This is a genomic window from Krasilnikovia sp. M28-CT-15, assembly GCF_047159595.1.
GTDB lineage: Bacteria > Actinomycetota > Actinomycetes > Mycobacteriales > Micromonosporaceae > Actinoplanes.
Genome location: NZ_BAAGAK010000001.1, coordinates 5825403 through 5851240 on the forward strand (window position 1 = coordinate 5825403; position 25838 = coordinate 5851240).

The 25838-nt window shown below is 72.4% G+C and carries 22 protein-coding genes; 10 read left to right on the forward strand and 12 right to left on the reverse strand.

Annotation, left to right across the window (positions count from 1 at the left end; genetic code table 11):
• Positions 1 to 3: 3 nt before the first annotated feature.
• From ACMCNO_RS26715 to ACMCNO_RS26745, 7 genes are all read right to left on the reverse strand, one after another.
• Positions 4 to 972, reverse strand: coding sequence for a YihY/virulence factor BrkB family protein (locus tag ACMCNO_RS26715; protein ID WP_412752198.1), 969 nt, complete (start codon positions 970 to 972; stop codon positions 4 to 6).
• A 28-nt stretch (positions 973 to 1000) separates the two neighbouring features.
• The gene (locus tag ACMCNO_RS26720; RefSeq protein WP_412752199.1) at positions 1001 to 2473 is read right to left on the reverse strand and encodes an alpha-amylase family glycosyl hydrolase; all 1473 of its coding nucleotides are present in this window, start codon (positions 2471 to 2473) and stop codon (positions 1001 to 1003) included.
• Entirely contained in the window at positions 2470 to 5226 is a 2757-nt protein-coding gene (locus ACMCNO_RS26725) for an MGH1-like glycoside hydrolase domain-containing protein (protein WP_412752200.1), read from the reverse strand. Before ACMCNO_RS26725 ends, ACMCNO_RS26720 begins: the two co-directional genes overlap by 4 nt.
• A gap of 58 nt (positions 5227 to 5284) precedes the next feature.
• Positions 5285 to 7015 carry a SulP family inorganic anion transporter gene (locus ACMCNO_RS26730; RefSeq protein WP_412752201.1) on the reverse strand — a complete coding sequence of 577 codons (1731 nt, stop codon included), beginning with the start codon at positions 7013 to 7015 and terminating at the stop codon, positions 5285 to 5287.
• 12 nt (positions 7016 to 7027) lie between these two features.
• A complete protein-coding gene (locus tag ACMCNO_RS26735) occupies positions 7028 to 7510 on the reverse strand; it encodes a hypothetical protein (protein WP_412752202.1) in 483 nt (160 codons plus the stop codon).
• Entirely contained in the window at positions 7510 to 7908 is a 399-nt protein-coding gene (locus ACMCNO_RS26740; protein ID WP_412752203.1) for a hypothetical protein, read from the reverse strand. The genes ACMCNO_RS26735 and ACMCNO_RS26740 overlap by 1 nt, the downstream gene beginning before the upstream one ends.
• Positions 7909 to 8071: 163 nt before the next feature.
• The gene (locus ACMCNO_RS26745; RefSeq protein WP_412752204.1) at positions 8072 to 8617 is read right to left on the reverse strand and encodes a DUF1269 domain-containing protein; all 546 of its coding nucleotides are present in this window, start codon (positions 8615 to 8617) and stop codon (positions 8072 to 8074) included.
• A gap of 322 nt (positions 8618 to 8939) precedes the next feature.
• On the opposite strand from ACMCNO_RS26745, the gene ACMCNO_RS26750 reads away from it, so the two are divergent.
• Genes ACMCNO_RS26750 through ACMCNO_RS26765 form a run of 4 tightly spaced genes read left to right on the forward strand, consistent with a single transcriptional unit; the run spans position 8940 to position 11883 of the window.
• Positions 8940 to 9428 carry a DUF6069 family protein gene (locus ACMCNO_RS26750; protein WP_412752205.1) on the forward strand — a complete coding sequence of 163 codons (489 nt, stop codon included), beginning with the start codon at positions 8940 to 8942 and terminating at the stop codon, positions 9426 to 9428.
• Between the two features lie 18 nt (positions 9429 to 9446).
• Entirely contained in the window at positions 9447 to 9896 is a 450-nt protein-coding gene (locus tag ACMCNO_RS26755) for a hypothetical protein (RefSeq protein ID WP_412752206.1), read from the forward strand.
• Positions 9893 to 11356 carry a hypothetical protein gene (locus tag ACMCNO_RS26760; protein ID WP_412752207.1) on the forward strand — a complete coding sequence of 488 codons (1464 nt, stop codon included), beginning with the start codon at positions 9893 to 9895 and terminating at the stop codon, positions 11354 to 11356. The genes ACMCNO_RS26755 and ACMCNO_RS26760 overlap by 4 nt, the downstream gene beginning before the upstream one ends.
• Positions 11357 to 11370: 14 nt before the next feature.
• Positions 11371 to 11883, forward strand: coding sequence for a hypothetical protein (locus tag ACMCNO_RS26765; protein ID WP_412752208.1), 513 nt, complete (start codon positions 11371 to 11373; stop codon positions 11881 to 11883).
• Between the two features lie 6 nt (positions 11884 to 11889).
• Here the strand turns inward: ACMCNO_RS26765 and ACMCNO_RS26770 are convergent, their stop codons facing one another.
• On the reverse strand, positions 11890 to 14622 hold the full coding sequence (locus tag ACMCNO_RS26770) for a LuxR C-terminal-related transcriptional regulator (protein WP_412752209.1): 2733 nt from the start codon (positions 14620 to 14622) through the stop codon (positions 11890 to 11892).
• Positions 14623 to 15009: 387 nt separating this feature from the next.
• Between ACMCNO_RS26770 and ACMCNO_RS26775 the strand changes: the two genes are divergently transcribed.
• The 4 genes from ACMCNO_RS26775 (at position 15010) to ACMCNO_RS26790 (ending at position 17263) form a co-directional block, all read left to right on the forward strand.
• Positions 15010 to 15285: a hypothetical protein gene (locus ACMCNO_RS26775; RefSeq protein WP_412752210.1), complete on the forward strand. Its 276-nt coding sequence runs from the start codon at positions 15010 to 15012 to the stop codon at positions 15283 to 15285.
• Positions 15286 to 15380: 95 nt separating this feature from the next.
• Positions 15381 to 15929, forward strand: coding sequence for a hypothetical protein (locus ACMCNO_RS26780; protein ID WP_412752211.1), 549 nt, complete (start codon positions 15381 to 15383; stop codon positions 15927 to 15929).
• Positions 15930 to 16139: 210 nt separating this feature from the next.
• Positions 16140 to 16808 (forward strand): hypothetical protein, encoded by a 669-nt coding sequence (locus tag ACMCNO_RS26785; protein ID WP_412752212.1) that lies wholly within the window; start codon positions 16140 to 16142, stop codon positions 16806 to 16808.
• Positions 16805 to 17263: an RDD family protein gene (locus ACMCNO_RS26790; protein ID WP_412752213.1), complete on the forward strand. Its 459-nt coding sequence runs from the start codon at positions 16805 to 16807 to the stop codon at positions 17261 to 17263. Before ACMCNO_RS26785 ends, ACMCNO_RS26790 begins: the two co-directional genes overlap by 4 nt.
• Before the next feature lie 5 nt (positions 17264 to 17268).
• Here the strand turns inward: ACMCNO_RS26790 and ACMCNO_RS26795 are convergent, their stop codons facing one another.
• A complete protein-coding gene (locus ACMCNO_RS26795) occupies positions 17269 to 18051 on the reverse strand; it encodes a metallophosphoesterase family protein (protein ID WP_412752214.1) in 783 nt (260 codons plus the stop codon).
• Positions 18048 to 19391: a diacylglycerol/lipid kinase family protein gene (locus tag ACMCNO_RS26800; protein WP_412752215.1), complete on the reverse strand. Its 1344-nt coding sequence runs from the start codon at positions 19389 to 19391 to the stop codon at positions 18048 to 18050. Before ACMCNO_RS26800 ends, ACMCNO_RS26795 begins: the two co-directional genes overlap by 4 nt.
• A 221-nt stretch (positions 19392 to 19612) precedes the next feature.
• Here ACMCNO_RS26800 and ACMCNO_RS26805 point away from each other — a divergent pair, with 221 nt between their 5' ends.
• On the forward strand, positions 19613 to 20470 hold the full coding sequence (locus ACMCNO_RS26805) for a M48 family metallopeptidase (protein WP_412752216.1): 858 nt from the start codon (positions 19613 to 19615) through the stop codon (positions 20468 to 20470).
• Positions 20471 to 20539: 69 nt separating this feature from the next.
• On the opposite strand, the gene ACMCNO_RS26810 is transcribed toward ACMCNO_RS26805, so the two are convergent.
• Both ACMCNO_RS26810 and ACMCNO_RS26815 read right to left on the reverse strand, forming a co-directional pair.
• The gene (locus ACMCNO_RS26810; protein ID WP_412752217.1) at positions 20540 to 21376 is read right to left on the reverse strand and encodes a class II glutamine amidotransferase; all 837 of its coding nucleotides are present in this window, start codon (positions 21374 to 21376) and stop codon (positions 20540 to 20542) included.
• A 94-nt stretch (positions 21377 to 21470) separates the two neighbouring features.
• Positions 21471 to 22889 carry a DUF2252 domain-containing protein gene (locus ACMCNO_RS26815; RefSeq protein WP_412752218.1) on the reverse strand — a complete coding sequence of 473 codons (1419 nt, stop codon included), beginning with the start codon at positions 22887 to 22889 and terminating at the stop codon, positions 21471 to 21473.
• Positions 22890 to 23093: 204 nt separating this feature from the next.
• Between ACMCNO_RS26815 and ACMCNO_RS26820 the strand changes: the two genes are divergently transcribed.
• Entirely contained in the window at positions 23094 to 25778 is a 2685-nt protein-coding gene (locus ACMCNO_RS26820; RefSeq protein ID WP_412752219.1) for a LuxR C-terminal-related transcriptional regulator, read from the forward strand.
• Positions 25779 to 25838 lie beyond the last annotated feature (60 nt).

Here is a 25838-nt window from a genome sequence, read left to right on the forward strand (position 1 = left end):
CCGCTATATAACGTCAAACGGAGCATCGGAGTCGGCGCCGTCCCGGACCTGGATCCGGTCGGCGGGGTCGCGTTCCTGCTCGCGGGCCATCAGGGCCAGGGCGCGGGCGTCGGCCGCCGTGGGGTGGTCGCGGTCGAGAGCGCGCGGCCACAACCGTCCCTCCCGCACCGCCGCGACCTCGGCCGAGAACACCAGGGCCAGGCTCAGCACATAGAGCAGGGAGAACATGCCGGCGACCGCGGCGAAGCTGCCGTAGACCGCGCCCGCCCGGCGGACCAGCCCGGGCAGGACCGCGGCGCCCACGGTCAACACCAGGGTCAGCGCGGTCGCCCCGAGCGCGGCCCCCGGCCACAGCGCCCGCACCGGCGCCGGACGCGACAGCAGCACGCGGGCGGCCAGCAGCAGCACCCCGTACCCGATGAGCCAGGAGCCGACCACGCCGGCGGCCTGCGGCACCGCGCTGAGGCCGGGCACGACCGTGACCGCCACGGTGAGCGCGCCCACCGCCACCACCCCGGCCAGCACCACCACCAGCACCACCAGGACCCGCAGCAACCACGACACGATGCCGTGCCGCAGCCGGTGCGGGACCGCGGCGACATGGTTGAGCGTGTGGTACGCCGAGAAGACCACACCGGTGCCGGAGAACAGCAGACCGATGATGCCGATCGTCAGCGGCACAGCGGACGTCGGCATGGCCGCCGCCGCACTCTCCACACTGGACTGCAACGACGACGGCACGAACGCCGAGATCAGCCGATGCCGCAGGTCCGGGCGTGCGACCAGCACCCGCGACACGACGGTGACCCCGAGCAGCAGCACCGGAAAGATGCTCAGGAAGCCGTAGTACGTGATCAGCGCGGCTTCCCGGCCCCCGCCGTCGTCGAGGTACTTGCGCACCACGGCGTACCCGAACCCCAGCACCCCGTTGCGCTGTTGCAGGCGGTCCACCCGGCCGAGGACACCGCTCACGGCGCCGGCAGAGCCCGCCGGGCTCGGGTCATCCGGGCTCCACCGCGAGGACGTGACGACCCCAGGCGGGCAGGTCGACGAAGAGGCCGTCGGTGGCGAGTTCGTCGCCGTCGCGGTCGAAGACCCGCCCGTCCAGCAGATCCGTGAGCCGCCACGACCGAGCGCGCAGCTCCGGCCACGGCATCGCCACCCGGCCCTGGGCGGGTTGGCCGGACAGGTTCACCGCCACGACGTGGTGCGGCGTCCCGCGATGCCACGCCCAGGCCAGCACGTCGCGGTGGGTGGGGTTGTCCGGCCAGCCGCGCACGTCCAGCAGCGTCCAGTCCCCCTGCCGCAGCTCGGCGGCCGCCGCGACCAGCCGGTGGTAGAAGCGCTGTAGATCGTCGTCGGCCGGCTCGTCGGGGCGGCGGCCGAGGAACACCGGCAGGTCTACCCGGCGCCCCTCGAACTGGCCCTCGTGCCACAGCGTCGCGCCGGGCAGGGTGGCCACCGCGACCGCGGCGGCGCGGTCGCGCCCCGTGGGCAGTTCCGCCGCGGCGCGGGGCTCGTCGTGGTTCTCGATGAAGCGCATCAGCCGCCGCTGGTAGTCGTACCCGGCGGCCAGGTGGGTGCGCACCGCGGCGGCATCGTCGTGCACGAGCCGGTCGTAGAGGCGCTTGTCGTAGCAGAAGTCGAAGCCCTGCTGCTGCAGATCCCACTCCATGTCCCAGTACGCCTCGGCGATCAGCACCGCGTTGGGGTGGCGCAGCCGCAACGGGCCGAGCACGGCGGGCCAGAACTCCTCGGCGGGGGACGCACCCACGTGAGCGCCCCACGTCTTGCCGAACACGTCGTTGGTCACCAGCATCGCCATGTCGCACCGCACCCCGTCGCACTGCGCCAGGATCCGGTCGAGCACGTCGGTGGTGGCCTCCCGCAGCTCGGGGCGGAACGCGTTGAGCTGCACCACGTCCGGCCACGCCGGAAAGAACGGGTCCCGGCCGCGCGCCACGATGTGCCCGTTGATGTCGAGCCAGTCGTCGGGGGCGGTCGCCCGGTCGCGTGCCGTGCCGCGCACGAACCAGTCCGGGTGCTCCAGCAGCGCGGGGTGGTCGGGGGCGACGTGGTTCGGCACGAAGTCCAGGATCAGGCGCAGGCCGCGGCGGGCCAGTTCGGCGCGGGCCGCGGCCAGCCCGGCGGGGCCGCCCAGACGGTCGTCCACCACGTACTTGCGGACACAGTACGGCGAGCCGACGACGTCCTCGGGGGTCAGGTCGGACAGGGCGGCGCGGAACGCGTCCCGCAGGCCCGCGTTCTGCCGGGCCACGGCGAGCCCGGCCGGGCTGCGCTGCCACACCCCCATCAGCCACACCGCGTCCGTGCCGGGCAGCGCCAGCGCGTCCCAGGCGTCCGCGGGCACCTGCGCGAGGGTAACCGGGGCGCCGGTACGACGGCCCAGCTCGGCCAGCCAGGGCCAGGTGTCGACCTCATACACGACCGGGTGGGACGGCCAGCCGCTCATCGCCTCTCCTGTCGCGTTTGCCGGACGCTGATCATCCCACGCGTCAGCAGGTCGTGGCCCGTGAGGCCGGCGAACAGGTTGGGGAACACGGCGACCAGGCCGGTCCACCCGGTCTGGTGGCTGGCACCGAGACCCGCCCCGTTGTCCCCGTGGAAGTACTCGGCGAACGTCACGAGGTCCCGCCAGTGCTCGTCGGTAGCGAAGATCGTCTGGCCGCCGTAGCAGGGACGGCGGCCCTGCGCGTCCGGCAGGAAGATCCGGGTGAGCCGGTCGGAGATCTCCCGCGCCACCTCGAACAGGGTCAGCTGCTGCCCCGAGCCGGTGGGGCATTCCACGGTGAACTCGTCGCCGTAGCAGACGTACAGGTTGAGCAGGGCGCGGATCATCAGCGCGTTCATCGGGAACCAGATCGGGCCGCGCCAGTTGGAGTTGCCGCCGAACATCCCGGAGTCGGACTCGGCGGGCAGGTACGACACCTCGTGCCGGTGGCCGTCCACGTCCAGGCCGTACGGATGCTCGGCGTGGTGGCGCGACAGCGAGCGGATGCCGTACTCGCTGAGGAACTCCTCCTCATCCAGCAGCCGGGCCAGCACCCGGCGCAGCCGGTGCTGGTCGAACAGCGCCAGCATGTAGTGGCCGTGTTCGCCACGGAAGCGCCCGGGGGTGAGCACCGAGGCGACGCTGGGGTGGTGGGCCACGAAGTCCTGGGCTCCCGCCAGCAGCTCGGGGTGCCGGCCGGCCAGCTCGGGGCTGAGCACCGTGGCCGCGGCCAGCGGCAGCAACCCCACCATGGAACGGACCCGCATCCGGGTGGCGCTGCCGTCCGGCAGGCGCAGCAGGTCGTAGAAGAAGCCGTCCTGCTCGTCCCACATGCTCTCGGCCTTGCCGCCCGAACGGTTGACCGCCACCGCGATCAGCATGAAGTGCTGCAGGAACGTCTGCGCCTGCTCCAGGTAGACCGGCTCCTCGTCGGCCAGCTCCAGCGCGATCTGCAGCATGTTCTGGCAGTACAGGGCCATCCAGGCGGTGCCGTCGGCCTGATCCAGGTGACCGCCGGTGGGCAGCGGTGCGCTGCGGTCGAAGACGCCGATGTTGTCCAGGCCGAGGAACCCGCCCTGGAACACGTTGCGGCCGTCCACGTCCTTGCGGTTGATCCACCAGGTGAAGTTCTTGGCCAGTTTCAGGAACGCGTTCTTCAGCCAGGCGCGGTCGCCCCGGCCGGTGTTCGCCTTCTCCAGCTCGTACAGCAGGTAGGTGGCCCAGGCGTGCACGGGCGGGTTGACGTCGCCGAAGTTCCACTCGTACGCCGGGATCTGGCCGTTGGGGTGCTGGTAGCGCAGGCTCAGCAGCAGGTCGAGCTGGTGCTTGGCGAAGGTGACGTCGACCAGGCCGAGGGTGATCGCGTGGAAGGCGAGGTCCCACGCCGCGAACCACGGGTACTCCCACGTGTCCGGCATCGAGATGACGTCGTGGGCGACCAGGTGGAACCAGTCACCGTTGCGGACGCCGTCCGCGTCCAGCGGGTCGAGGCCGTGCTCGGTGAGCCACTGCTCGACGCCGTAGCCGAAGTACTGCTTGCTCCACAGCATCCCGGCCAGCGCCTGGCGGACCACGGGCCGTTCCGCCTCGGCCAGCTCGGGGTCGAGGATGTCGTCGTAGAACTCGTCGGCCTCGGCGCGGCGCCGCTCGACGACGTCGTCGAAGCCGGGCGCGGACAGGCGGGGGTCGTCGGGGACCGGCGGCGTGTCCGTGAGCCGCAGCCGCACCGTGGCGCTGCCGCCCGGCGGGAGCGTCAACGGCACGTCCACGGCGGCCTTGGTGCCGGTCAGGTCCGGGTTCACCGCGGCCTCGTCGCCGTGCACGACGTACCGATCGACGGCGTCCTTGACGTACGGGGTTTCGTTCGGGGTGCCGAACAGCCGTTCCGTGTTGGTGGCGTTCTCGGTGAACAGCAGGCGGCCGCCGTCCAGGGACAGCAGCCAGCGGTCGCCGAGGTGCGGGTGGGATATCGCGATCACGGACGCACCGGGCTCCGCGCGCAACTGCGGCCGGGGCGCGTCCGGCGCGGCGGACCAGATGTCGCGGAACCACACGGTCGGCAGCAGGCGCAGCTGCGCCTGCTCCGGACCCCGGTTGTGCACGGTGATCCGTAGCAGGACGTCCTCCGGGCCTTCCTTGGCGTACTCGACGGCCACGTCGAAGTAGCGGCTCTCGCCGAAGATGCCGGTGTCGAGCAGCTCGTATTCGAACTCCTCCCGGCCCCGGGAGCCGTTGGTGGCCACCAGATCCGTGTACGGGAACTCCGTCTGCGGGTACTTGTACAGCATCCGCTGATACGAGTGGGTGGGAGTGCAGTCCAGGTAAAACCAGTACTCCTTGACGTCCTCACCGTGGTTGCCCTCGGCGTTGGTCAGGCCGAACATGCGTTCCTTGAGGATGGGGTCGCGGCCGTTCCACATCGCCACCGCGAGGCAGAGGAACTGCTGATCGTCGCAGAACCCGGCGATGCCGTCCTCACCCCACCGGTACGCGCGCGAGCGCGCCTGGTCGTGGGTGAGGTACGCCCAGGCGTCGCCGTTCGCGCTGTAGTCCTCGCGGACCGTGCCCCATTGCCGCTCGCTCAGGTAGGGACCCCAGCGGCGCCATCCGACGCCGGCGGTGTCGGCTTCATCGAGGCGCCGCTGTTCGGCGCCGGTCTCGTGCGGGCGCTGCTGGTCAGCGCCGAAGGATCCGGGGGAGGGTGCGCTGCTCATGCCCGCCATGCTCCGGCGCAGGCCGCTGCGGCCGCGTCATCCGGGACGAATGACGGGCTCAGCCGCGCGGCTGACGGTCGCTGTCCGGGGCCGTCCACTGCGCACCGGTCAGCGCCTGGTACGCGGAGACCGCGTCCTCCAGCGTCGGGAAGAAGTGTTCCGGTTCGATCGCACGGGTCAGGTGGTACCGGTCGATCTTACGGCGGACCGGGTCCTTCACCTCGGCGAACACCAGGGAAATCCCGCGGGCGTTCAGCTCCTCGTCGAGGTCCTCCAGCATGTCCGAGGCGGTGGTGTCGACGTCCGTGATCGGCTCGGCCGCGATGACGATCCACCGTGGTGCCGGCTCGGCGGCGGCCAGCTCGCGGATCTGCTCCCGGAACACCCGCGCGTTCGCGAAGATCAGCGGCGCGTCGAAGCGGAACAGCACCATCCCGGGCATCCGCTCGGCCCGCGGGTACGAGGTCACGTCGTGGTAACCGGCCACGTCCGGGGTGCGGCCGAGTACCGCCTGGTAGGGCCACCACAGGCGGCGGAACACGTTCAGCACGGACAGCGCCACGGCCACCCCGATGCCGGGCAGCACGCCGAGCAGCGCGACGCCGAGGAACGCGGCCATCGCCACGGCGAACTCCGTGCGGCGGTGCCGCCACAGCCGGGCCGTACCCGGGATGTCCGCCAGCGACAGCGAGGCGGCGATGACCACCGCGCCCAGGGCGGGCTGGGGCAGGTCCTTCAGCAGCGCGGGAAAGAACACCAGCATCAGCAGGATCAGGCCCGCGCCGACCACCCCGGTCAGCTGCGAGCGGGCTCCGGACTGTTCCGCCACCGCGGTGCGCGAACCGCTCGTGCTGACCGGGAAACCCTGGAAGAACGACGCCGCGATGTTCGCCGCCCCGATACCGATCATCTCCTGGTTACCGCGCACCTCCTGGCCGGTGCGGGCCGCGAACGCCGAGGCGGTCGAGATCGTGTCGGTCAGCGACACCAGGGTGATGCCGAACGCTCCCGCCAGCAGCAGCCCCAGCTCCGACCAGGAGGCGTGCGGCAGGGTGAGCGGCGGGAAACCCTGCGGCAGGGCACCCACCAGCTTCACCCCGCGCTCCCCCAGGTCCAGCACCCAGGTCGCGGTGATCGCGGCGACCACCCCGACGAGTACGGCGGGAATCTTCGGCAGGAGGCGTTGCAGTCCCAGGATCACGGCCAGGGTGAACACGCCCACCCCGACGGCCGCCCCCACGGCCGCACCGTCGGCCACGCCGTGCACGAAGCCGACCGCCTCCCCGATCATCCCCTCGGCGTCCACGGAGAACCCGCACAGCTTCGGCAGCTGGCTGACCAGGATGGTCACGGCGAGACCGTTCATGTAGCCGATCTGGGTCGGCTTGGACAGCAGGTCGGCGATGAAGCCGAGCTTCATGATGCCGAGCACGGCCATGGTCACGCCGACCATCAGCGCCAGCATCGAGGCCAGGGCGATCGCCCTGGCCGGGTCGCCACCCGAGCCGACGATCGGAACGAGCACCGCGGCGATCATCGGGCCGAGCGAGGAGTCCGGCCCGAGCACCAGGATCCGCGACGGGCCGAACAGCGCATAGCCGAGCAGGCACAGGATCGAGGTGTACAGGCCGGTGATCGGTGGCAGGCCCGCCAGTTCCGCGTACGCCATGCCCTGCGGCACCAGCAGCGTCGACAGGACCAGCCCGGCCACCAGGTCCTTGACCAGCCATTCCCGGCGGTACGTCGGGACGGCCCGCAGACCCGGGACCCACTGGCCGATCGACGTCATCCCGCCCTCCCGTCACGCGTCGCCGTACGCGGAAGCCACCTCGCCCCCGTGCACCACCACCGCGTAGATCACCACGGTCGCCAATATCATCGCCGTGACCGACCACACCGGATAGACCCCGATGAAGGCGAAGTCCACCAGCACCGACAGACCGGCCAGCACGACCGCGCCGACGCGGGCCCATGTCAGGCCACGCATCAGTCCCACGCCGACCACCACCGCGGCGGCGCCCAGCAGCACCTGCGTCCAGGCGAGCGCGGTCAGGCCGATCGGCAGCAGCATGTCCGCCCGGCTGCCGTGCAGGATCTCCGGGCGCCACAACGCCACCAGCCCGGACCCGAGGTGGATCGCACCGAACAGCACCAGCAGGATCCCGCCGAACAGGACCCAGCCGACCCAGTCGGTCGCCTCGCTGTACTGCACCCTGCCGTACGGCGGGTCCGGGCCCGGCCAGGGCCGGCTCGGGCCGTAGGAAGCCGGCGTCACCATGCCCATCAGCAGGTCCCCGACATGCTGTCGCCGAGCTGCTGGAGGCTGGTGCCCAGACCCGCCACGGCCGTACGCACGTTGCCCAGGGTCGCGGCGCTCGGCGTGGTCTTCGCCGACGCGACGGTGGACCTGAGCTGGTCGGCGGCGGCCTGCACCGCGGTCACCTGGGCCGTGAACTGTGTCTTGGCGTCGGCCTTCAGCTGCTGCAGATCCGTCTGGAGCGCCTGCAGGTCCGTCTTGAGCTGCGTGAGCCCGTTCTCGGACACGTTCGCGTTCTTGACCTGATTGATCGAGTTCTGCACCTCGTCGAGGCTGTTGCAGACCGCGGGCGAGTCACTGCCACACGCGCCGGCGCCCAGCAGCACCAGTGCCGCACCGGCCGATACCCATGTCATCCGTCTCATGGCGGAAGGATGGCCACCACAGGGGTGTCCGCACGTCATCTCCGCGGGATGAACGGCGGCGGGCAGACGCGCGGATGCCGGCCCGCGGGGCGCGGGCCGGCATCCGGTGTCCGATCGGGCAAGGTGGCGCTCGTCGCCCGGACCGCGCCCGCCGGACCGCAGGTCACGGGGTGGACGCCGCCGGGGCCTCTTCCTCGGACGACTTGATGATCTCCTCGGTGTCCGTGCCGCTGTGCAGGGCCTCCTGCAGCTTGGCCTCGGTGTCCTTGGGCAGCGACGACTTCAGGACCGTGCCGCCGAACTTCGCCAGGGCCTCGACCGCCTTGTCCGGGGTGACCTTCTCGACGACCAGGAACAGCGCGGACGTCCCGGGCTGCACCAGATCGCGCACCTGGTCCTGGAACTCCTTGTTGATCGCGCCCTTGGTCATCTTGCCCATCAGCGCGCCGAGCCCGGCGCCGACCGCCATGCCCAGGAACGGGATGAAGAACAGCAGACCGAACAGCAGGCCCCAGAACATGCCCCAGGTCGCGCCGCCGCCCACCGCGTGGTGGTTCGTCGTGACGTGGAACTTGCCTTCGCGGTCCCGGATGATCACCGCGATCGCGTCGGGCTGGATGATCAGATCCTTGCTGAGCCGCTGAGCCTCCAGCGACGCAGCCGTCGCGGTCGTCTCGTCGGGGTAACCGATGGCGACGAGTGTTGCCATGATCCGTACACATCCCTTCTGTACTGAACCGGTCCGCCGCCGCGCGGCGGCGGGCCCCGCCCGCCCGGCGGTCTGCGCCGCTGGGTTGCGGTCGCTGGCGTCAAGGTCAGTCAGCCACGGCCGTGCACCCGGGACCTCATTCCGCGCGAATGAAGCTGCCGGGCGCCCGGCGCGCTCCCCGCCTGCCCCCGGGCAGGGTCACGGGGGCGGTGGCCTGGCCCGGAAACCGTTCATCCCCACCGGATGAGGCAGCCCTGCCCGGCCGTCGATGAGGCTCGGCGGGACATGGCCGCACGCGCCGAAACCGCCCGAGGAGGACGCCATGACCGCGATGTACGGTTCGGCCGGCGCATCGTCGCACCCGGCGGTGAACGCTTCGAAGCTGTGGGCCGGTGGCGTGGCCACCGCGCTGGTGGCCGCGCTGCTCGCGATCGTGGGCATCCTGGTCGGGCGGGGCCTGTTCGGGGTGGAGATCCTCGCCCCCAAGGGCGCCGGGGTCTGGGGCGACGCCGACACCGGCTGGTACGCGGTCGGCGCCGCCCTGAGCGCCCTCGCGGCGACCGGCGTCCTGCATCTGCTGCTGCTCTACACGCCGAAACCGCTGCGGTTCTTCGGCTGGGTGATGACACTGGCGACTGTGGTGGCCATGCTGGCGCCGTTCGTCACGGAAACGGGACTCGGCAGCCGGATGTTCACCGCGGGGCTCAACTTCATCCTCGGCGTCGCGATCGGCTCACTGCTGGCCGGCACGGCGCACACCGCCGTCCAACCCACCGTGCCGGCCCGGCCCGCGCCGCGCCCTTACCGGTGACCGGAGAACGGACTCGCCATGGCTCACGTACAGCAGACGCCCACGCACCTGCGCAGCTATTCGGACCCGATGACCGCCTGGTTCGGCTGGGTGCTCTTCGTCGGCATCGTGCTGGTCGGCGCGGGCTTGATCAACGTCATGCAGGGCCTGATCGCGCTGCTCGACGAGGACTTCTACCTCGCACCGGCGTCGAAGCTGGTCATCGACCTCAGCTACGCCGTGTGGGGCTGGACCCTGCTGCTGATGGGCGCCGCGCTGGTGGCCTCCGGGATCGGTGTGCTGCGCGGCAGGACCTGGGCCCGGACGCTCGGTGTCGTCGCGGCCTCGGTCAACGCGTTCGTGAACCTCGGGTTCGTGACCGCCTACCCGGCGTGGACGATCTTCGCGGTCACCTTCGACCTGATCGCCATCTACACGCTGCTGGTGCACGGCGGTGAGGCCAGGGCGCCGCGGGAGCAGCGGCGATGAGCATCCAGCCGCCGGCCTCGGCGGACGCCACCCCCGGGGCGGACACCACCCAGGAGATCGGCCCGCCCGGGCGTACCGGTGAGCCCGCGTGGGCCGCCGACGTCGAAGAGCTCGCCCGGCTGCGCGCCGAGGTCGCCGACCTGAACAGCCGGCTCGACACCCGGCACCGCCGCGCCGCCGCACTCACCACGATCCGGCGCATCGCGGCCGCGGTGCTCATCGCGATCACCGCGTTCGCGCTCGTGGCCAGCGTCGTCGGGGTGTGGTCGGCGCGGACCGCGTTCAACACCGACAAGTGGGTGGCGACCATCGCCCCGCTGCCCCAGGACCCCGCGGTCGCCGCGGCGGTCGCGGACTACGCGACGAACCAGGTGTTCGCCGCGATCAACGTGGAGCAGCGGGTCCAGACGGTGCTGCCCGCGCAGGCCGCGTTCATCGCCGGGCCGGTCACCGGCCAGCTGCGCGACGCGGTCGAGAAGACCGTCTACAACGTGCTGCAGAGCGACCAGTTCCAGCGGATCTGGGTCGAGCTGAACCGGCGCGCCCACGACCGGGCCGTGGCCATCCTCAACGGCACCAGCAACGTCGTGCTGGCCCGCAACGACCGGGTCCAGATCGATCTGCTGCCGCTGATCAACCAGGTGCTGCGGGCACTCAGCACGCAGCTGCCCACGATGTTCGGCAAGCAGATCACGCTGCCCGACCTGAGCAGCGGCGAGATCCCGGAGAACCTGCGGGTCCGGGTGGAGGACGCCCTCGGGGTGACTCTGCCCGCGAACTTCGCCCAGTTCACCGTGTACGACTCGGGCCAGCTGGCGGCCGTCCAGCAGATGGTCAAGACCGCTAAACGGGACCTGGTGTTCTTCGTGGTCGCCACGTTCCTGCTGCTCGGACTCGCGTTGCTGATCTCGCCCGGCCGACGCCGTACGCTGCTGCAACTCGGCCTGTGGCTGGTCGTGGCGGCGGTGGCCGTCGGCGCGGTGATCCGCGCCGTGCGCGACCAGATCCTCAACGAAATCCCGGCGGGCCTGTATCGCGACGGCGCCGCGGCGACCGTCACGACGGTCTTCAGTCAGCTGCGCACCCGCGGCGACCAGATCATCTGGATCGGCGCCATCCTCGCCGTGGTGATGTACCTGATCGGGCCGGGCCGTGGCCCCACCTGGCTGCGCCACCAGACCGCCGTCGGCGCACGGGCCGTGGGCCGGTGGGCCCGCACCGGCGGGCGTGCGATGGCCGCGCGCGGGCCCGGCTTCACCGCCCGGTACCTCGACGTGTTGCGCGTCGGCGGGCTCGTGGTCGCCGCCGTGCTGGCGCTGATCCTGTCGTCGTGGATGTCCCTGCTGGTGATCGTCGTGGCCCTGGCGGCCTACGAGGTGGCGGTCACCCTGGTCGGCCGCTCGGCTGCCGCGCACGAGTCGGAGCCGCCCCCGGGCGTCGCCGCCGGTGGTCCCGCGTGAGCGGAGAGCCAACCGTGAACGAACCCGAGACCGACCCCGCCGAGACCCACATGGTGGTGATCAGCGAGGCGCAGGAAGCCACCACGGCGGGCATCTACGGCGTCATCATCAGCGCCGCGGTGATGGCCGCCGCGCACCAGCCCACCGTGCCGCTCACGGTGGTGGCCGTCCTCGTCACCCTGGTCATCTACTGGGCGGCCGAACGGTACGCGCGGATCGTGGCCGAACGCATCCACGTCGGCCACCGGCCCCGGTGGCACAGCCTCCGGGAGCAGCTGACCAGCGGCTGGGAGATGGTCACGGCCTCACTGATCCCCTTGCTCGTGCTCATGACGGCGTACTGGCTCGGCGCCAACCAGCGGACCTCCATCATGTGGGCGCTGGCCACCAGCACCGTGCTGTTGTGCATCGCCGGGTATCGGGTCGGCCGCAAGGGGCGACTGACCCGGATGGAACGGCTGGTCTCCTCCGCGATCGCCGCGGTCTTCGGCCTCACGATGATCGCGCTCAAGTCCTTCCTGCACTGAACCCGATCAGAGCAGCCCGTACTCGCGGGCGCGGGTCACCACGGCGCTGCGGCGGGGGGCCTCCAGCTTGCGGTAGATCGAACGCATGTGCGCCTTGATGGTGTTGATCGAGACACCCAGCTCGCCCGCGATCTCCCCGGCCGTCAGCATGGTCGGCAGGTAGCGCAGCACCTCCGTCTCCCGCTCGCTGAGCGGACCGGCGGCCAGCTCCGGGCGGCGCACCGGGACGCTGGCCCGCATCGCGGCCAGGATCTGGGTGACGAAGGCCCCGTTGCGGTGAGTCAGCAGGTCCTGCCGGGCCACCAGGGCGTCCAGGCGGGCGTCCCGCAGCGCCAGGAACGGCCAGCGGATGCCCTCGGAGTCCGCCAGGGCGAACGCCTCGGCGAGGCGGTCGGCGGCCTGCAGCCCGTACCCGGCGGCGTCGGCGATCTGGGCGCCGACGATCCGCGCCGCCACGGTCGCGGCCGTCTCGGACAGCGGCGCGCGCATCCCGGCCAGCAGCTCCGCCGCGTGTCGCAGGTCGTGGGTCGCGTACCCGGCCCGGGCCGCGCAGACCCGCTCGGAGCTGGTCAGCCGGTCGGTGCGCGACAGCAGGGCGTACCGCTGCGCGACCGTGTCGGCGGCGCCCGTGGCGAGATCCACCTCCGACTCGGCCAGCAGCAGCCAGCGTTGCAGGGTGGGAGCCCGCAGCCGCGGGTCGGCACCCCGGCGGGCCTCGTCGAGAAACGCCCGGGCCGCTCCGGGATCGCCGTGCGCCAGGGCCAGCCTCGCCTGCACACCCAGCCGGACCAGCCATTGCGCCTCGGTGGGCTCCCCGCGGTGGGCCCGTATCGCCTGCTGCACGGCACGCTGGGCCGCCGCGAGGTCGGCGCCCTCGAGGTGCACCAGGGCCAGGGCGAGGTGCGCGGCCCCGGTCTGCACCGCGGAGAGCAGCCCGCGGCGTTCGGCGAGGTCGCGGGCGCCGTCGGCCAGCCGGGCCGCCTCCTGCACCGAGCCGGACATCACCTCCACCAGGGCGAGGTGGCCGAGCGCGCTGATCTCCACCAGCTCCACCCCGGCCGCCCGGGCCGCGGTCGAGGCGGCCCACAGGTAGCGCTGGGCCCGCTCGGGGCGGTCGGTCCACAACAGGCCGAAACCCTTGTTGTTCAGGGCGATGGCGCGGTACTGCACGGCCGAGGGGACCTCGGCGAAACGCACTTTGGCCAGCATCGCCAGCAGCCGCGTCGTCTCCGCGACCACCGTGGGCAGGTCCCCGCCCGCCCGCTGCACCGCCACCCGCAACGAGCGCAACGTGATCTCCACGGGTAGCCGCTGCGCCTCGGTGCGGCCCTCCAGCAGTTCGGCCGTGCCGTCCAGCTGCGCCTCGATCGCGTCGTAGTCGCCCGCGTGGAACAGCATCAGGGCCACGCACACCATCAGCTCCGGCGTCGCCGCAAACTCCCCCGGGGGGACCTGTGCGAGCACCCGGACCAGGGCCGCCCGGTGCGCCGAGGCGATCAGTGGCGCGGCCTGGGTCACCACCAGACGACCCACGTACGGCCAGTCCCCGGCGGCCACGGCGTGTTCGATGGCCTCGAAGACCGAGTTGTGCGCGGCATGCCACCCCGCCGCGCGCCGGTGCAGCTCCGGCAGCGCCGTGGGACTCTCCAGCAGCAGCCGGTGCCGCAGCATGTCGCGCAGCAGGTGGTGATACCGGAACCAGTGGGGCTTGGCGCCGAGCCGGATCACGAAGTCGTTGACCCGTTCCAGCTCCTCCAAGGTCCGCTGCCCGTCGGAACCGAGGGTGATCGCGTCGGCCAGGTCGCCGCAGACGTGCTCGCAGATGCTGGTCTGCAACAGGAACCGGTAGAGGTGCGGGGACTGCCCGGCCAGCACCTCGTCGGCCAGGTAGTCGTCGACGGCCCGGACGTCCCCGGCGAACTCGGCCACCGTGCGCGGGCCGTCCGGCCCGGCCAGGAACGTCGCCGCCAGCTGCAGACCCGCGGCCCACCCCTCGGTGTGTTCCACCAGCGCGGCCACGTCGTCGGCGGGCAGCATCAGGCCGTGCCGCGACAGCAGGTCGGTCGCCTCCGGCACGGTGAAGGCGAGTTCCCCGGCCCGGATCTCGGCCATCTCCCCGGTGGCGCGCAGGCGGTGCACCGGCATTGTCACCTGGGTACGGGTGAGCAGCACCAGGCGCAGCCCCGGCGGCGGGTGGCGCAGCAGCCCGGACAGCTCCCGCAGCAGGTCGGCGTCGGCGATCTCGTGGAAGTCGTCGAGCACCAGCACGGTCGGGGCGGCCAGCCGGCCCAGGCCGCGAGCCACATGCCGCAGGCGTTCCACATGATCGGTGGGTACGGCGCCCAGCTCGGCCAGCGGACTGTCCGGCGGCACCGCGCCCGCCGCGCGCAGCGCGGCGGCCACACTCGACCAGAACAACTGGACGTCGTTGTCGTGGGCGTCCAGCGTGAGCCAGGCGACCGGGGTGCGCCGGGTGTCGGCCCACGCGGACACCAGCACGGTCTTGCCCCAGCCCGCCCCGGCGCAGACCACGGTCAGCGGGCACCGCACCGCGGCGTCCAGCGCGTCGTACAGGCGCTGGCGCCGGATCCGGGCCCGCAGCATCTGCGGGCGGGCGGTCTTGGCGGCGATGAACGGCCCCATCGTGGGCGGCGCCCGCCGCCGCCCTTTCGCGCGCTTGCCGCGCGCGGTCCGCAACTGTCGATTCGTCAGGTCGTCAACAACGTTGTCACCCTCCACGCCGCCCCCTTTGGCAGCCATCCGCGCCCTTCGCCGGCCCGAGGCGCCAGAAGGTGCCCGCTTCGCGTGACGGGCGGGATGGGGTCTACGGCACCGGCCGGCCGCACCCGGTGACATCCTCGGCACCAGCACGGCAGTCCACCGCCGTTGCCCGTGGTGCCGGATGGGCGGAGGGCCACTGCCGTCCTCAGCCAAACATGTCGATCACTTAAGTGGCAACATCCGCTTTACGGGGCCGATCATCCGATTTGCGAACCGTCCGGACGCGCCGCGGGACAGTTGCTGCCGCACCTATCACCCCTTGTGGAGGAACAGGAGACGGCGCAATGGGTAGACCGTGAAGAACATCCGATTTCACGTCACCACGCGCCGGAGGCTGTGTGCGCCATGGAGGAGAGATACGAGATCCGCGTGCAGGGATTTGTCGGACCGGCGTTGCGTGCGGCCTTCGCCGGCCTGCGCTGCGAGTCCGTGGCCCGGGAGTGGACCATCCGCGGCCGGCTGTCCGCGGACGAGCTCGGGGCCCTGCTGGTCCGGCTGGACCGGTGCGGGGTCGAGCTGATCCGGGTGCACTACCAGCACGACCGGCCCGACGAACCCGCCCGGGACACGACCGCGCCCGAGCCGGACAGGTCGGAGCCGGTGGTCACCCCGGCCGGATGAGGTGCCGCCGGGCCGCCACCGCGAGGATCGATATCGGACGATCCCTCGACGCGCCGGATCGCCTCCTGTCGGATCGAGCGAAGGAGCAGCAGCAGATGGCCATCGGTCCGGTCCAGCTGATCGTGCTGGGCTTCGAACATCCCAACTTCCAGGGCGAGGTCGTCGCCGAGCTGGAGAAGCTGCGCAAGAGCGACACCGTACGCGTGATCGACGCCCTCGCGGTCTACAAGGACGCCGAGGGCGACATCGAGGTCGAGCACCTGAGCAACCTGTCCACCGACGAGGCGATCGAGCTGGGCAGCAAGATCGGCGCACTGGTGGGCCTGGGCATCGAGGGCGAGGCGGGCTTCGAGGCCGGCGCCCTGGCCGGTGCCGAGGCGGCAGCCGAGCAGGGCGGTGTCCGGGTCTTCAGCGACGCCGACGCCTGGGACGTCATCGCGGAGATCCCCAACGACAGCGCGGCCGCGCTGCTGCTGGTCGAGCACCACTGGGCCGTGCCGGTGCGCGACGCGATCGCCCGGGCAGGCGGTTTCCGCCTCGGCGACGGCTTCATCAACCCGCTCGACCTGGTCGGTATCGGGCTGCTGACAGCCGAGGAGGCCAAGGAACTCCACGACCTGGAAACCGCGGGCGCCGCTCGCTGACCCACACGGCAATCACGGGGACTCCGGAGGTGCAGCCACATGTTTGGAACTCGCCGGGTGGCCCGGCGTACCTCGCGGCGCACGGCGCGGCGGGTGACGCGCCGCCGCCGCTGAACGCACATCCTTTCGATGCGGCCGGGAAATTCCCGGCCGCATCCCTCATCCGTGGCGGGTGGTCCCCGAGCCGCCCCTGCGGCGCACCGTCGGTAGATGACGACCAGCGATCCGGAGCAGCCGATGGAGATCACAGCGGTGGTCCCGCCGATCCTCCCCGAACCCACCCCGGCGCCCGACGGGCTGACCGACGCCCGGTACGCCGCCAACGGCGTACCCGTGGCCGCCGCGGCCCTGGACGGCCTCACCCCGGAGGCGGACGTCGCCGCGCAGGGCACCGGGCCGGGCCTGCTGGCCGAGGTCCGCCGGTGGCGCGACGCCGCCGTGGGCGCGGCGTTCGAGGCCGAAGAGGCCGCCGCCGGGATGCTCGATGGCCTGCGCCGCGCCGCGTCCCGCCGCGGCGAGATCGTCACGGAACTGGCCGAACGCGGGGCCCGCGAACGGCTCCGCGGCCGCCAGCGGGCGAGCACGGCGGTCCACTCCGCGGTCACCGCGTTCGCCACCTCCTCGGTGGTCGACCGGGTCGTGGACGCCCAGCTGGAACGCGTGCTGCGCCCCGTCGTGCTGGCGGTCCTGGACGACGTGCTGCGCCTGCTCGAACGCGAGCCCGACCGGATCCAGGCACTGATCCGCGGGCAGCGCGAAAGCATGGTGGACGAGCTCGTCACCCGGATCCGGACCGGCGCGGAAGCCGGTGACACCGCGGTCGACCGGCTCACCTACCGGGTCTTCCACCGCGGACCCCGCCCCGCCGACGCACCATGACCCACCCCGACGGTGGGGAGTTCGCCGGTCCGGTCAGCCGAACCATCGCGTACGTGCTGGACATTCTGCTGGTGGCGACCGTGTTCAGCGGCGGCGTGCTGATCACGATCCTGATCGGCGCGGTCGTCGTCCCGTCCGATCCCGATCTGCTGCGCCTCACCGCCTCGGCGTACCTGCTGCTGTTGCCGCCGACGCTGGCGCTGTACAACGCGGTCTTCTGGGCGCTGGCGGGCCGGACACCGGGGATGGCCCTGCTGGGCCTGCGGGTGGTCGCGATCAGCGGGCGGCGGCTGTCCTGGTTCGCGGCGCTGATCCGGGGTGCCGTGCTGGCCTACTTCCCGATCGGGGCCGTGTGGGTCCCGGTGGACAGCCGCCACCAGGGCATCCACGACAAGCTGGCGCGCACCGCGGTGGTCCGGGTCCGCGCGCCCGCCACGGCGGCAGCGACGCACTGAGCCGCTCAGTCGAGCCGGGGGTACCGGGTGGTGCCGAGGGTGTGCCATCCGGACCCGGACTGATGCCGTTCCTCGACCACGATCTCCGCGGTGTCCACGGTGATCACCGACCAGGACCGGCCCACCCCGCGCGTGCGTACGCTCGTGGCCGTACCGGCCACCACCTCGACCACCCGGTGCGCTGAGCGGTCGAGTTCGAAGCTGCTGGCCGCCGGCAGATGGGTGTGCCCCGCGAGCAACAGATCGACCCGGGCGGCGGCCAGCGCCCGCAGGAGGCGGTCCCGTCCGACCACCCGGGCCAGCCCGGTGGCCCGCGGCGGGTGGTGCAGCGCGAGCACCCGGACCGCCCCGGGCGCGGCGGCCCCCAGCACGGTACGCACGGCGTCGGCCTGCCGCCGCGAGACCCGGCCGCTCTTCCACCGCCACCTCGGGGTGCTCTCCAGGCCCAGCACGGTCACCCCGTCGAGGCGCAGCACCGGGTCCAGGTCGTCTTCCAGCCAGTGCCGGAACCGGGAGTACGGCGAGATCAGCCGGGCCGGGCTGTCCAGCGGCACGTCGTGGTTGCCGGTGACCACCAGCAGCGGGACCGGCAGCTCGTCGAGCAGTTCCCGGGCCTGCCGGAACTGCCCGGTACGGGCCCGCATCGTGCAGTCCCCCGTGACCACTGTGACCGTCGGGTGCACGGCCGCGACGTCCGCGGCCAGGGTCCGCGCCGCCACCGGGTCGTGGGCGCCCAGATGCAGGTCGGAGATGTGCGCGATGACAACCGGGGGGTCCGCCGTGGTCATCCGCCGCCCGCGGACAGCGCCAGCCGGCGCAGCCGCGCCCAGTCCAGTTCGGGGCGGGGCGGGGGAACACCCGGCCGGTGCCGTGGCACACGCACGCGCAGCGCGCCCGGCCGGATCGAGCACCGCACCGGGGTCGGCATGGTGATCGCTTCGCCGTCGATGCCGACGGGCACGGCGGGCTCGTCGGCGTCGACGATCGCCTCGGTGGCGGTGAGGACGGTCAGCGCCTTCGCCCGGCGCAGCCCCTGCGCGAAGCCCGCAGCCTCGATCGCGCCGTGCACCGTGACCGCGAGCACGCCGAGCACCCCGCCGTCGACGCGGGGACGGCGACCGAGCCCCGCCAGATCGTCCGACCCGTACGGATTGTTGCTGACCAGCACCGCCTGCGGGCCGGACAGCTCGACGTCGCCCGCGCGCACCCGCAGCCGGGGGCCCTGCTGCCCCGCCAGCAGGTCGGGCAGCAGGTCCAACGTGGTGCGGGTCTTGTCGTCGCGGTAGGCGGGGCTCTGCACCACCGCCGCGTACGCCCCGAACGAGGCGTTGTTGACGAAGGTACGGTCGCCGATCAGGCCCAGGTCCACCCGCACCTCCACCCCGTCGGTCAGTGCGTCCAGGCAGGTGGCGGGGTTCTGCCGGTCCAGGCCGAGGTCGAGGGCGAAGTGGTTGCGGGTGCCCGCGGAGATCACCATGAAGGGCAGGCCGTGCTCCGCGGCGATGCCCGCCACGAGGGCCTGGGTGCCGTCGCCGCCGGCCACCCCGAGCAGGTCCGCGCCGTCGCGGACGGCCTGCCGGGCCAGTTCGACGACGTCCACGTCGCCTTCCAGCAGAGCGACCTCGGCACCCATCCCGCGGGCCCGTTCGACGAGCTGGAACCGTTCCACCTTGCCGCCGCCGGAGCGCGGATTCATGATCAGGTACGGCCGTTGCGGCGGCGGGGTCTCCCGCTCGGCCGGGCCGTCGGCGATCTCGGGCGCCGTCAGCGCGCGCCGCCCGGCGGCCAGCGCCGCCGTCCACAGCAGCGCGAACGCGACCACCACCCAGATCAGATTGGCCCGCCCGAACAGGATCGCCACGACCAGCGGCGACACGATCACGAGGGAACCGGCCAGCCAGCGCAGCGCCCCGCGGTGGCTGAGGAACCACCAGGCACCGGCCAGCGCGAGCGCCATCCCCGCCGCACCGATCACCAGCAGGTTGATGCTGCCGCGGATGCCCGCGACGGACAGCACGAGAAGGACGGCCGCCGCCGCCGTGCCGAACGCCAGCCGCGCCAGCCACCGCTGGGCGGGCCGCGAGGATGCCGCGAGCGTCGGCGCGTCGGTGGCGGTGACCTCGACCATGGTTGCCTCCCGTCGGTACGCGCGCCGCCCGTCCCCCGTGCCGGCCCGATCCCCCTGTCGGCCCGGCCACCAGTGTCGGCCCGGCCCGGGGCCGGAGCCTCATTCCGGCGGGGTGAACCGGGGGGCGCCGCGCTCACGCAGACTGCATTCCTCGGGACGGGGGTCGTGGCCCGGGGCCCGTCGAGCGTCCGCGCGGCAACGCGCCGAACAGGAGGACCGCTGTGGCGACGAAAAAGCGACCGGGGGTGGCGCCCCGCAGTCGGCTGCGACACCCCGCTGAACTTCCCTTCTTCACGTTCATGGTCATCCTCAACGTCCTCATCATCGTCCTGATCGTGCAGGCCGCCCTGGTCCTGCCGTACCTGCCGGAGCGGCTGCACGACTCCGGGTGGGCGACCGCGATCCGCACCGCGCTGATCGGCCTGCTGATGTTGATCCCCGGACTGGTCGTGGTCCGCGAGACCCAGCGCGCGTCCGTCCGTGGCACTGCGGTGCTGCTCTCCCCCCGCCAGTACGCCGACCTGTACAAGACCGCGGACGACTTCGCCCAGCGGCTGGGGCTGCGCCGGCGCCCGCAGATCTACCTGGCCAACGGCAACGGCACCCTGAACGCCTTCGCCGCACAGGCGACCGGGCACGACTACGTGGTGCTGGCCAACGAGCTGTTCGTGAACCTGCACAAGAACAACCGGGACGGGCTGCGGTTCATCCTGGGCCACGAGCTGGGCCACATCCGGCTGCACCACGTCTCGCTGTGGTATCAGATCGCGGTCGCGTACTCGCAGATGATCCCGCTGCTCGGCCCACTGCTGTCGCGGCTGCGGGAGTACTCGTGCGACCGGCACGGGGCGCACCTGTCGCCGCTGGGGGCGACCGGCCTGGTGCTGCTGGCCTCGGGACGGCACACCGAGGACGTGGTCGACGTGGACGAGCTCGTCCGGCAGGGTCAGGCGCTGAAGGGTTTCTGGGTCGCGCTGTCGCAGCTGCCGCGCTCACATCCGTTCACGGTGCGGCGCCTGGAACGCCTGTACCGCATCGGGCTGTTCCACGCCCGGCTGCGCGAGTCCGGCGCCGCGTGAGCGAGTGCACCGAGCGAAGCGAGGGCCGCGAGCGCACGCCCGGCCAGCTCAGCGCGGGCCGGCTGAGCGTCAGGGCAGCCGGGGATGGAAGTCGCCCAGGACGTCCGGGCCCGCCTGGACCACCCCGTAGCTGGACTCCGGAACCGGCTGCCACGCACCGACCAGCTCACCGAGCGGCTCCGACACGATGATCCGGGTCTCGTCGGAAAGCTTCTGGAATTCGTCGTTCTCCGGGTACAGCTCGCGCAGCGCGGTCACCGCGGTGCTGAAGTACAGGGTGCGGCTGGCGCCCTCGCTGGAATACCGGAACGCCCACAGCCGCTCCCCGTCCGTGGTCGCCACGGTCATCTGGATCGGGTCGTGCACCCCGTGGGCCCGCCCGACGGACTCCACGAACCCGACCATCCGCTCGACCGCGGCGACCGGATCCTCGCGCAGCCCGAACGTCAGCGCCAGGTGGAACATCACCTCGGAGTCGGTCGAGCCCACCATCGTCCGGTACAGCTCCGGATCCACCGCGAACACCAGGTCCCGTTTGACGGTCTGGAAGTCGCGGATCGAACCGTTGTGGATCCACAGCCAGGACCCGTACCGGAACGGGTGGCAGTTGGTCGTCTGCACCGGCGTGCCGGTGCTGGCCCGGATGTGCGCGAGGAACAGCGGCGAGGACACCGAGGCCGCCAGCTCCCGCAGATTGACGTCACCCCACGCGGGGCCGATGCCCCGGAACAACGTCGGATTGGTCGCGCCGTCGACGCCGTACCAGCCGACGCCGAACCCGTCGCCGTTGGTGGTCTCCACGCCCATGCGCGCGTGCAGGCTCTGGTCGATCAGCGAGTACCGCGGTCTGTACAGCAGCTCCTCCAGCAGGATCGGCGTTCCCGAGTAGGCCAGCCACCGGCACATGGTCGTGCTCCTTCCGCGCGGGTCTTCCGCCATCGTGGGCACGGCGGCGGATCCGGCCCTCACCCTGCTGGGATGAGGCTCGGTACGGCACTGCTCAGACCCCGCTGTGCACCGCGATCCGGCCCGTGCTGCCCGCCGCCACGAGGGCCTTGTAGTCCTGTTCATTGAGATCCGCGTAGCGTTCCGCGAACTCGACCAGCGCCTGGTCGAAACCGGCGCCCCCGTCGAGGTATCCGGCGATCGCGATCCGGTCCCCGGTACGGGCGTGTGCCCGGGCCAGGGTCCATCCGCACAGCCCCGCGTACGCCTGCATCCCCTCCGGATCCATCGCCTCGACCACCGCCGAACCCTTCCAGTCCCGCAGCTGCCGGACGTAGAAGTCGCGGACCTGCCCGTCCAGCCCCTCGACGGTCTGCCAGCCGAGGAAGATGTCGCTGACCGCCTGCATCAGCCGCTGCCCGGTCACCACCCGCTGCCCCTCGCTGAGGGCTTCCGCCTCCTTGCTGGGTGCGTGCGCGGCCAGCACGGACGGGGGCGCCTCCTTGACCTGCAGCAGCAGGGGGTCGTCCGCGTCGCGCCCGCTGAGCAGCACCATCCAGCACCGGGTGCCGACGCTGCCGACCCCGACCACCTTGCGCGCCAGGTCCACGAACCGGAACGCGCCGAGCAGGTGCCGCCGGTCCGGGGACAGGGTGTCGGCGTACCCGTCGAGCACCTGGCGGATCCACTGCTCCAACTCGGCCCGGTCCTTGTCCGGCAGCAGGTCCTCGATCGGCACGATCAGGGGTGGGTCGGCCACGATGCGACGACGCCCGTCCACCACGGCGGTCATCTTGCGGAACGCCTGCATGCTGTCGCGGGTACGCGCCTTCGCCTGCGCCTGCGCGAACTTCTTGCGCTTGGCCTTACTGACCTGGTCGCCCACCAGCACGTCGATCTCGTCGAGGTCGGCCCGCGCGTACCAGACCTCCAGCTCGCGCTGCTCGGCGAACCGGCTCATCGCCTGCCGGTAGCGGCTCACCGCGCCCGCCACCACGGCGGCGCGCTCCTTGCGGCGGAAGCCGTTGCCCCGCGCCGCCACGGCCAGGCTGGCCGCCAGGCGCTTGACGTCCCACTCCCACGGCCCCGGATACGTCTCGTCGAAGTCGTTGATGTCGAAGACGAGCCGCCGTTCCGGCGACGCGAACGCCCCGAAGTTGCTCAGGTGCGCGTCACCGCACAGCTGGCAGTTCAGTCCCGAGACCGGCGTGCGGGCCAGGTCGGCGGCCATGACGGCCGCGGCGCCCCGGAAGAACGTGAACGGCGAGACCAGCATCCGGCCGTATCTGATGGGCACCAGCTCGGGGACCCGGGTGGCCGCCTGGGCGGTGAGCAGCTCGACCGGGTCGGGCCGGTCGGCGGCGGCGGGCAGCTCCGCGTGGGCCTCGAAGGGTACGGCGCGGCGCGCGGCCCGCCCGGCCTTCGACCGCGCCGCCGGGTCCGGAAACGGGACATCCGCCTTGCGACCGGTCATCGCGCACCTCCCGAGGGTGGGTCGATCGGAGACTCCGATCCTGTACGCGACAGAACACCCACCGGGGGTCACGGCACACCATCCGCCGGGGACGAGCACACGCTCCGCAAGCGTGGGATTACCCGATCCGAACGATGTGGCTCCGCGATCAACGGGCAAAGATAGCATGGAGTCCGGTCGTCTTCGACAGCGGAGGGAGGGCCCGTGCGCGCTGATCTCGCCGTTTCCATGCCGGTGACAGACCCCGCCACCGCGGAAGATCCACTGCTTCGGTCCAAGTTCGAGATCCCCGATCGCCCCCGGTTCATGGTGGCCCGTCAGCGTCTGCGCGACCTGCTGTCGAACCGGCCGGACGTCCCGGTCCGGCTCGTCGTCGGCCCGGCGGGCAGCGGCAAGACCCAGCTCGTGGCGTCCTGGGTGAACGGCGGTGCCGCGGGCACCGCGGTCGCCTGGGTGACGCTGGAGGACGACGACGACCAGACCTGCGGCTTCTGGACCTACATCGTGGAGGCGCTGCGCCGCGCCGGGGTGCCCATCTCCCCCACGCTCAGCCCGGTCGCGTCCAATTCGGCCGTGGACCGCTCCTTCCTGGTCCGCCTGTCCGCGGAGCTGTCCGAGCAGCAGATGCCGGTGCTGCTCGTCCTCGACGGCGTCTCCGCGCTGACCGGGGACCAGTGGGCCACCGACCTGGAGTTCGTGCTGCGGCACACCAGCCCGCTGCTGCGCCTCGTGCTGGTCGGCCGCTGGGACCCGCCCCTGCCGCTGCACCGGTACCGGCTCGACGGCCGGCTGACCGAGGTGCGCAGCGAGGACCTCGCGTTCACCGCGGAGGAAGCCGGTGAGCTGCTCACGCTGCACGGCGTCGACCTGAGCGCGGCCGGGCTGTCGTCGCTGCTGGAACACACCGAGGGGTGGGCGGCCGGGCTGCGGCTGTTCGCCATCGCGCTACAGGACCGCCGCGACGCGGACCGGCTGGTCGACACGATCACCGGCAACGAGGCGACGATCGCCGAATACTTCGTGGACGAGGTGCTGCGCGTCCAGCCTCCGCACGTCCGGGCCTTCCTGCTGGAGACCAGCATCCTGGACACCTTCACGCCGGAGCTGGCGGAGGCGGTCACCGGGCGCACCGACGCCCTGCGACTGCTGGTGGAGCTGGCCCGGCGCAACGCGTTCGTGCAACCCGCGGCCGAATACTCCGCGGCGTACCGGTTCCACCGGCTCTTCGCCGAACTGCTGCGCGCCCAGCTCATGTACGAGGCCCCGGAGCGCACCCCGCAGCTGCACCGTCGCGCCGCGGCGTGGTTCGCGGCCCAGGGCCAGACCGCCGAGGCGGTCAGCCACGCGGTCCGCGCCGGGGACTGGGCCACGGCCAGCACGGTGATCGTCGACCACCACGCGATCGGCCGGATCGTGCTCGACGGCCGTGCCGGGCGGCTCGGCACCCTGCTGCGGCATCTCCCCGAGGATTCCGAGGACGCCGAGGTGGCGATCGTGTCCGCCGCACTGGCCCTGGCCGACTCCTCCGCCGAGCGGTGCGCCCACCAGCTGAGCCGGGCGCAGGAGCTGGTGATGCGCCGCGGCTGGGAGTACAGCCAGGCACTGGCACTGGCCGACCTGCTGCTCGGGGTGCTGCTGGCCGCCGCGAGCGCCGACCACGCGCAGGTGCTGCAGCTCAGCGCCGCCGCGGAACACGCGCTGGCCCAGGCTCCCCGCGACGACCTGGCCCGCCATCCCGAGCTGCGAGTGCTGCTGCTGGCCGCCAAGGGTTTCGCCCAGAGCGGGCGGGGCGCCATCGACGCCGCCGCGGTGACCCTGACCGAGGCGGTGACCGGGGCGGTCGCCGGATGCGAGTACCCGCGCGTGGAATGCCTACAGCACCTGGCGCTGATCGAGGCGTACCGGGGGCGGCTCGGGCACGCCGAGAAGCTGGCGAACGAGGCGATCGACCTCGCCGACCGGTGCGGGCTGGAGCCCGCCCGGCGCCCGGCCGACGGGCATCTCGCGCTGGCGTGGGTGGCCATGGAACGCTACGACGTCGACGCCGCCGGGCGGCACCTGCGCATCGCCGACCCCAAGCGGCGCCCCCGCCACGGCGGGCTCACCGCGGGCGCCTTCGCGCTCGTGAAGTCACGGCGGTTGCAGGCCCGCGGAGAACTGCGCGGGGCGGTGAGCCTGCTCGACGAGGCCGCCGCGGCGCACGACGGCACCCGGCCGCCGGAGTGGCTGGCCCGCGAGATCACCCTGTCCCGGGCCCGGCTGATGATCGCTACGGGCCACCCCGACCAGGCGCTGGCGACGGTGGGCGGATTCGCCGAACCGTACTCGCCGGACGTGGTGGTGGTGCAGGCGGCGGCGCTGACCGCGACGGGCGAGCCGGAGCAGGCCCGCGAGGCGATCCGTCCGGTGGCCGGCACGGCCGGGCTCGCCCCGCCGGTCGCGGTGGAGGCATGGCTCGTCGTGGCGACCTTGGCCGCGCAGGCCGGTGACGGCGAAGGTGCCCGTACGGCCCTGCGGCACGCGTTGCGGCTGGCCGCCCCCGAGTCCCAGCGCCGCGCGGTCCAGCAGGTCTGGGCGCAGCTGCGGCGGGTGCTGCGCGACGACGACGGGCTGGCGGAGCAGTACCGGGCGTTGCTGGGTAACCAGCCCGGGCCGCAACGCACCGCCGAACCTGACCCGGACACCCTGGTCATCGTGGAGCCGCTGAGCCGCCGCGAGATGGAGGTGCTGCAGGGCATGGCGGGCATGCTGCCCACCGAGGAGATCGCCGCCACCCTGTACGTCTCGGTCAACACCGTGAAGACCCACGTGCGCAGCATCCTGCGCAAGCTGTCCGCCTCGCGGCGCAACGAGGCGGTCCGCCGCGCCCGCGCGCTCGGCCTCATCTGAACCTCCGCCCGCCCGTCACCCGCCGGGGATGACGTGCCCGACCTGCCCGTCACGCACGCT

What these genes read in the sequence shown, in the direction of transcription:
- ACMCNO_RS26720 (WP_412752199.1), bottom strand. Translation starts at nt 2,473, where the DNA reads ATGAGCGGCTGGCCGTCCCACCCGGTCGTGTATGAGGTCGACACCTGG.
- ACMCNO_RS26725 (WP_412752200.1), bottom strand. Translation starts at nt 5,226, where the DNA reads ATGAGCAGCGCACCCTCCCCCGGATCCTTCGGCGCTGACCAGCAGCGC.
- ACMCNO_RS26730 (WP_412752201.1), bottom strand. Translation starts at nt 7,015, where the DNA reads ATGACGTCGATCGGCCAGTGGGTCCCGGGTCTGCGGGCCGTCCCGACG.
- ACMCNO_RS26735 (WP_412752202.1), bottom strand. Translation starts at nt 7,510, where the DNA reads ATGGGCATGGTGACGCCGGCTTCCTACGGCCCGAGCCGGCCCTGGCCG.
- ACMCNO_RS26740 (WP_412752203.1), bottom strand. Translation starts at nt 7,908, where the DNA reads ATGAGACGGATGACATGGGTATCGGCCGGTGCGGCACTGGTGCTGCTG.
- ACMCNO_RS26745 (WP_412752204.1), bottom strand. Translation starts at nt 8,617, where the DNA reads ATGGCAACACTCGTCGCCATCGGTTACCCCGACGAGACGACCGCGACG.
- ACMCNO_RS26750 (WP_412752205.1), top strand. Translation starts at nt 8,940, where the DNA reads ATGACCGCGATGTACGGTTCGGCCGGCGCATCGTCGCACCCGGCGGTG.
- ACMCNO_RS26755 (WP_412752206.1), top strand. Translation starts at nt 9,447, where the DNA reads ATGGCTCACGTACAGCAGACGCCCACGCACCTGCGCAGCTATTCGGAC.
- ACMCNO_RS26760 (WP_412752207.1), top strand. Translation starts at nt 9,893, where the DNA reads ATGAGCATCCAGCCGCCGGCCTCGGCGGACGCCACCCCCGGGGCGGAC.
- ACMCNO_RS26775 (WP_412752210.1), top strand. Translation starts at nt 15,010, where the DNA reads ATGGAGGAGAGATACGAGATCCGCGTGCAGGGATTTGTCGGACCGGCG.
- ACMCNO_RS26780 (WP_412752211.1), top strand. Translation starts at nt 15,381, where the DNA reads ATGGCCATCGGTCCGGTCCAGCTGATCGTGCTGGGCTTCGAACATCCC.
- ACMCNO_RS26785 (WP_412752212.1), top strand. Translation starts at nt 16,140, where the DNA reads ATGACGACCAGCGATCCGGAGCAGCCGATGGAGATCACAGCGGTGGTC.
- ACMCNO_RS26790 (WP_412752213.1), top strand. Translation starts at nt 16,805, where the DNA reads ATGACCCACCCCGACGGTGGGGAGTTCGCCGGTCCGGTCAGCCGAACC.
- ACMCNO_RS26795 (WP_412752214.1), bottom strand. Translation starts at nt 18,051, where the DNA reads ATGACCACGGCGGACCCCCCGGTTGTCATCGCGCACATCTCCGACCTG.
- ACMCNO_RS26800 (WP_412752215.1), bottom strand. Translation starts at nt 19,391, where the DNA reads ATGGTCGAGGTCACCGCCACCGACGCGCCGACGCTCGCGGCATCCTCG.
- ACMCNO_RS26810 (WP_412752217.1), bottom strand. Translation starts at nt 21,376, where the DNA reads ATGTGCCGGTGGCTGGCCTACTCGGGAACGCCGATCCTGCTGGAGGAG.
- ACMCNO_RS26815 (WP_412752218.1), bottom strand. Translation starts at nt 22,889, where the DNA reads ATGACCGGTCGCAAGGCGGATGTCCCGTTTCCGGACCCGGCGGCGCGG.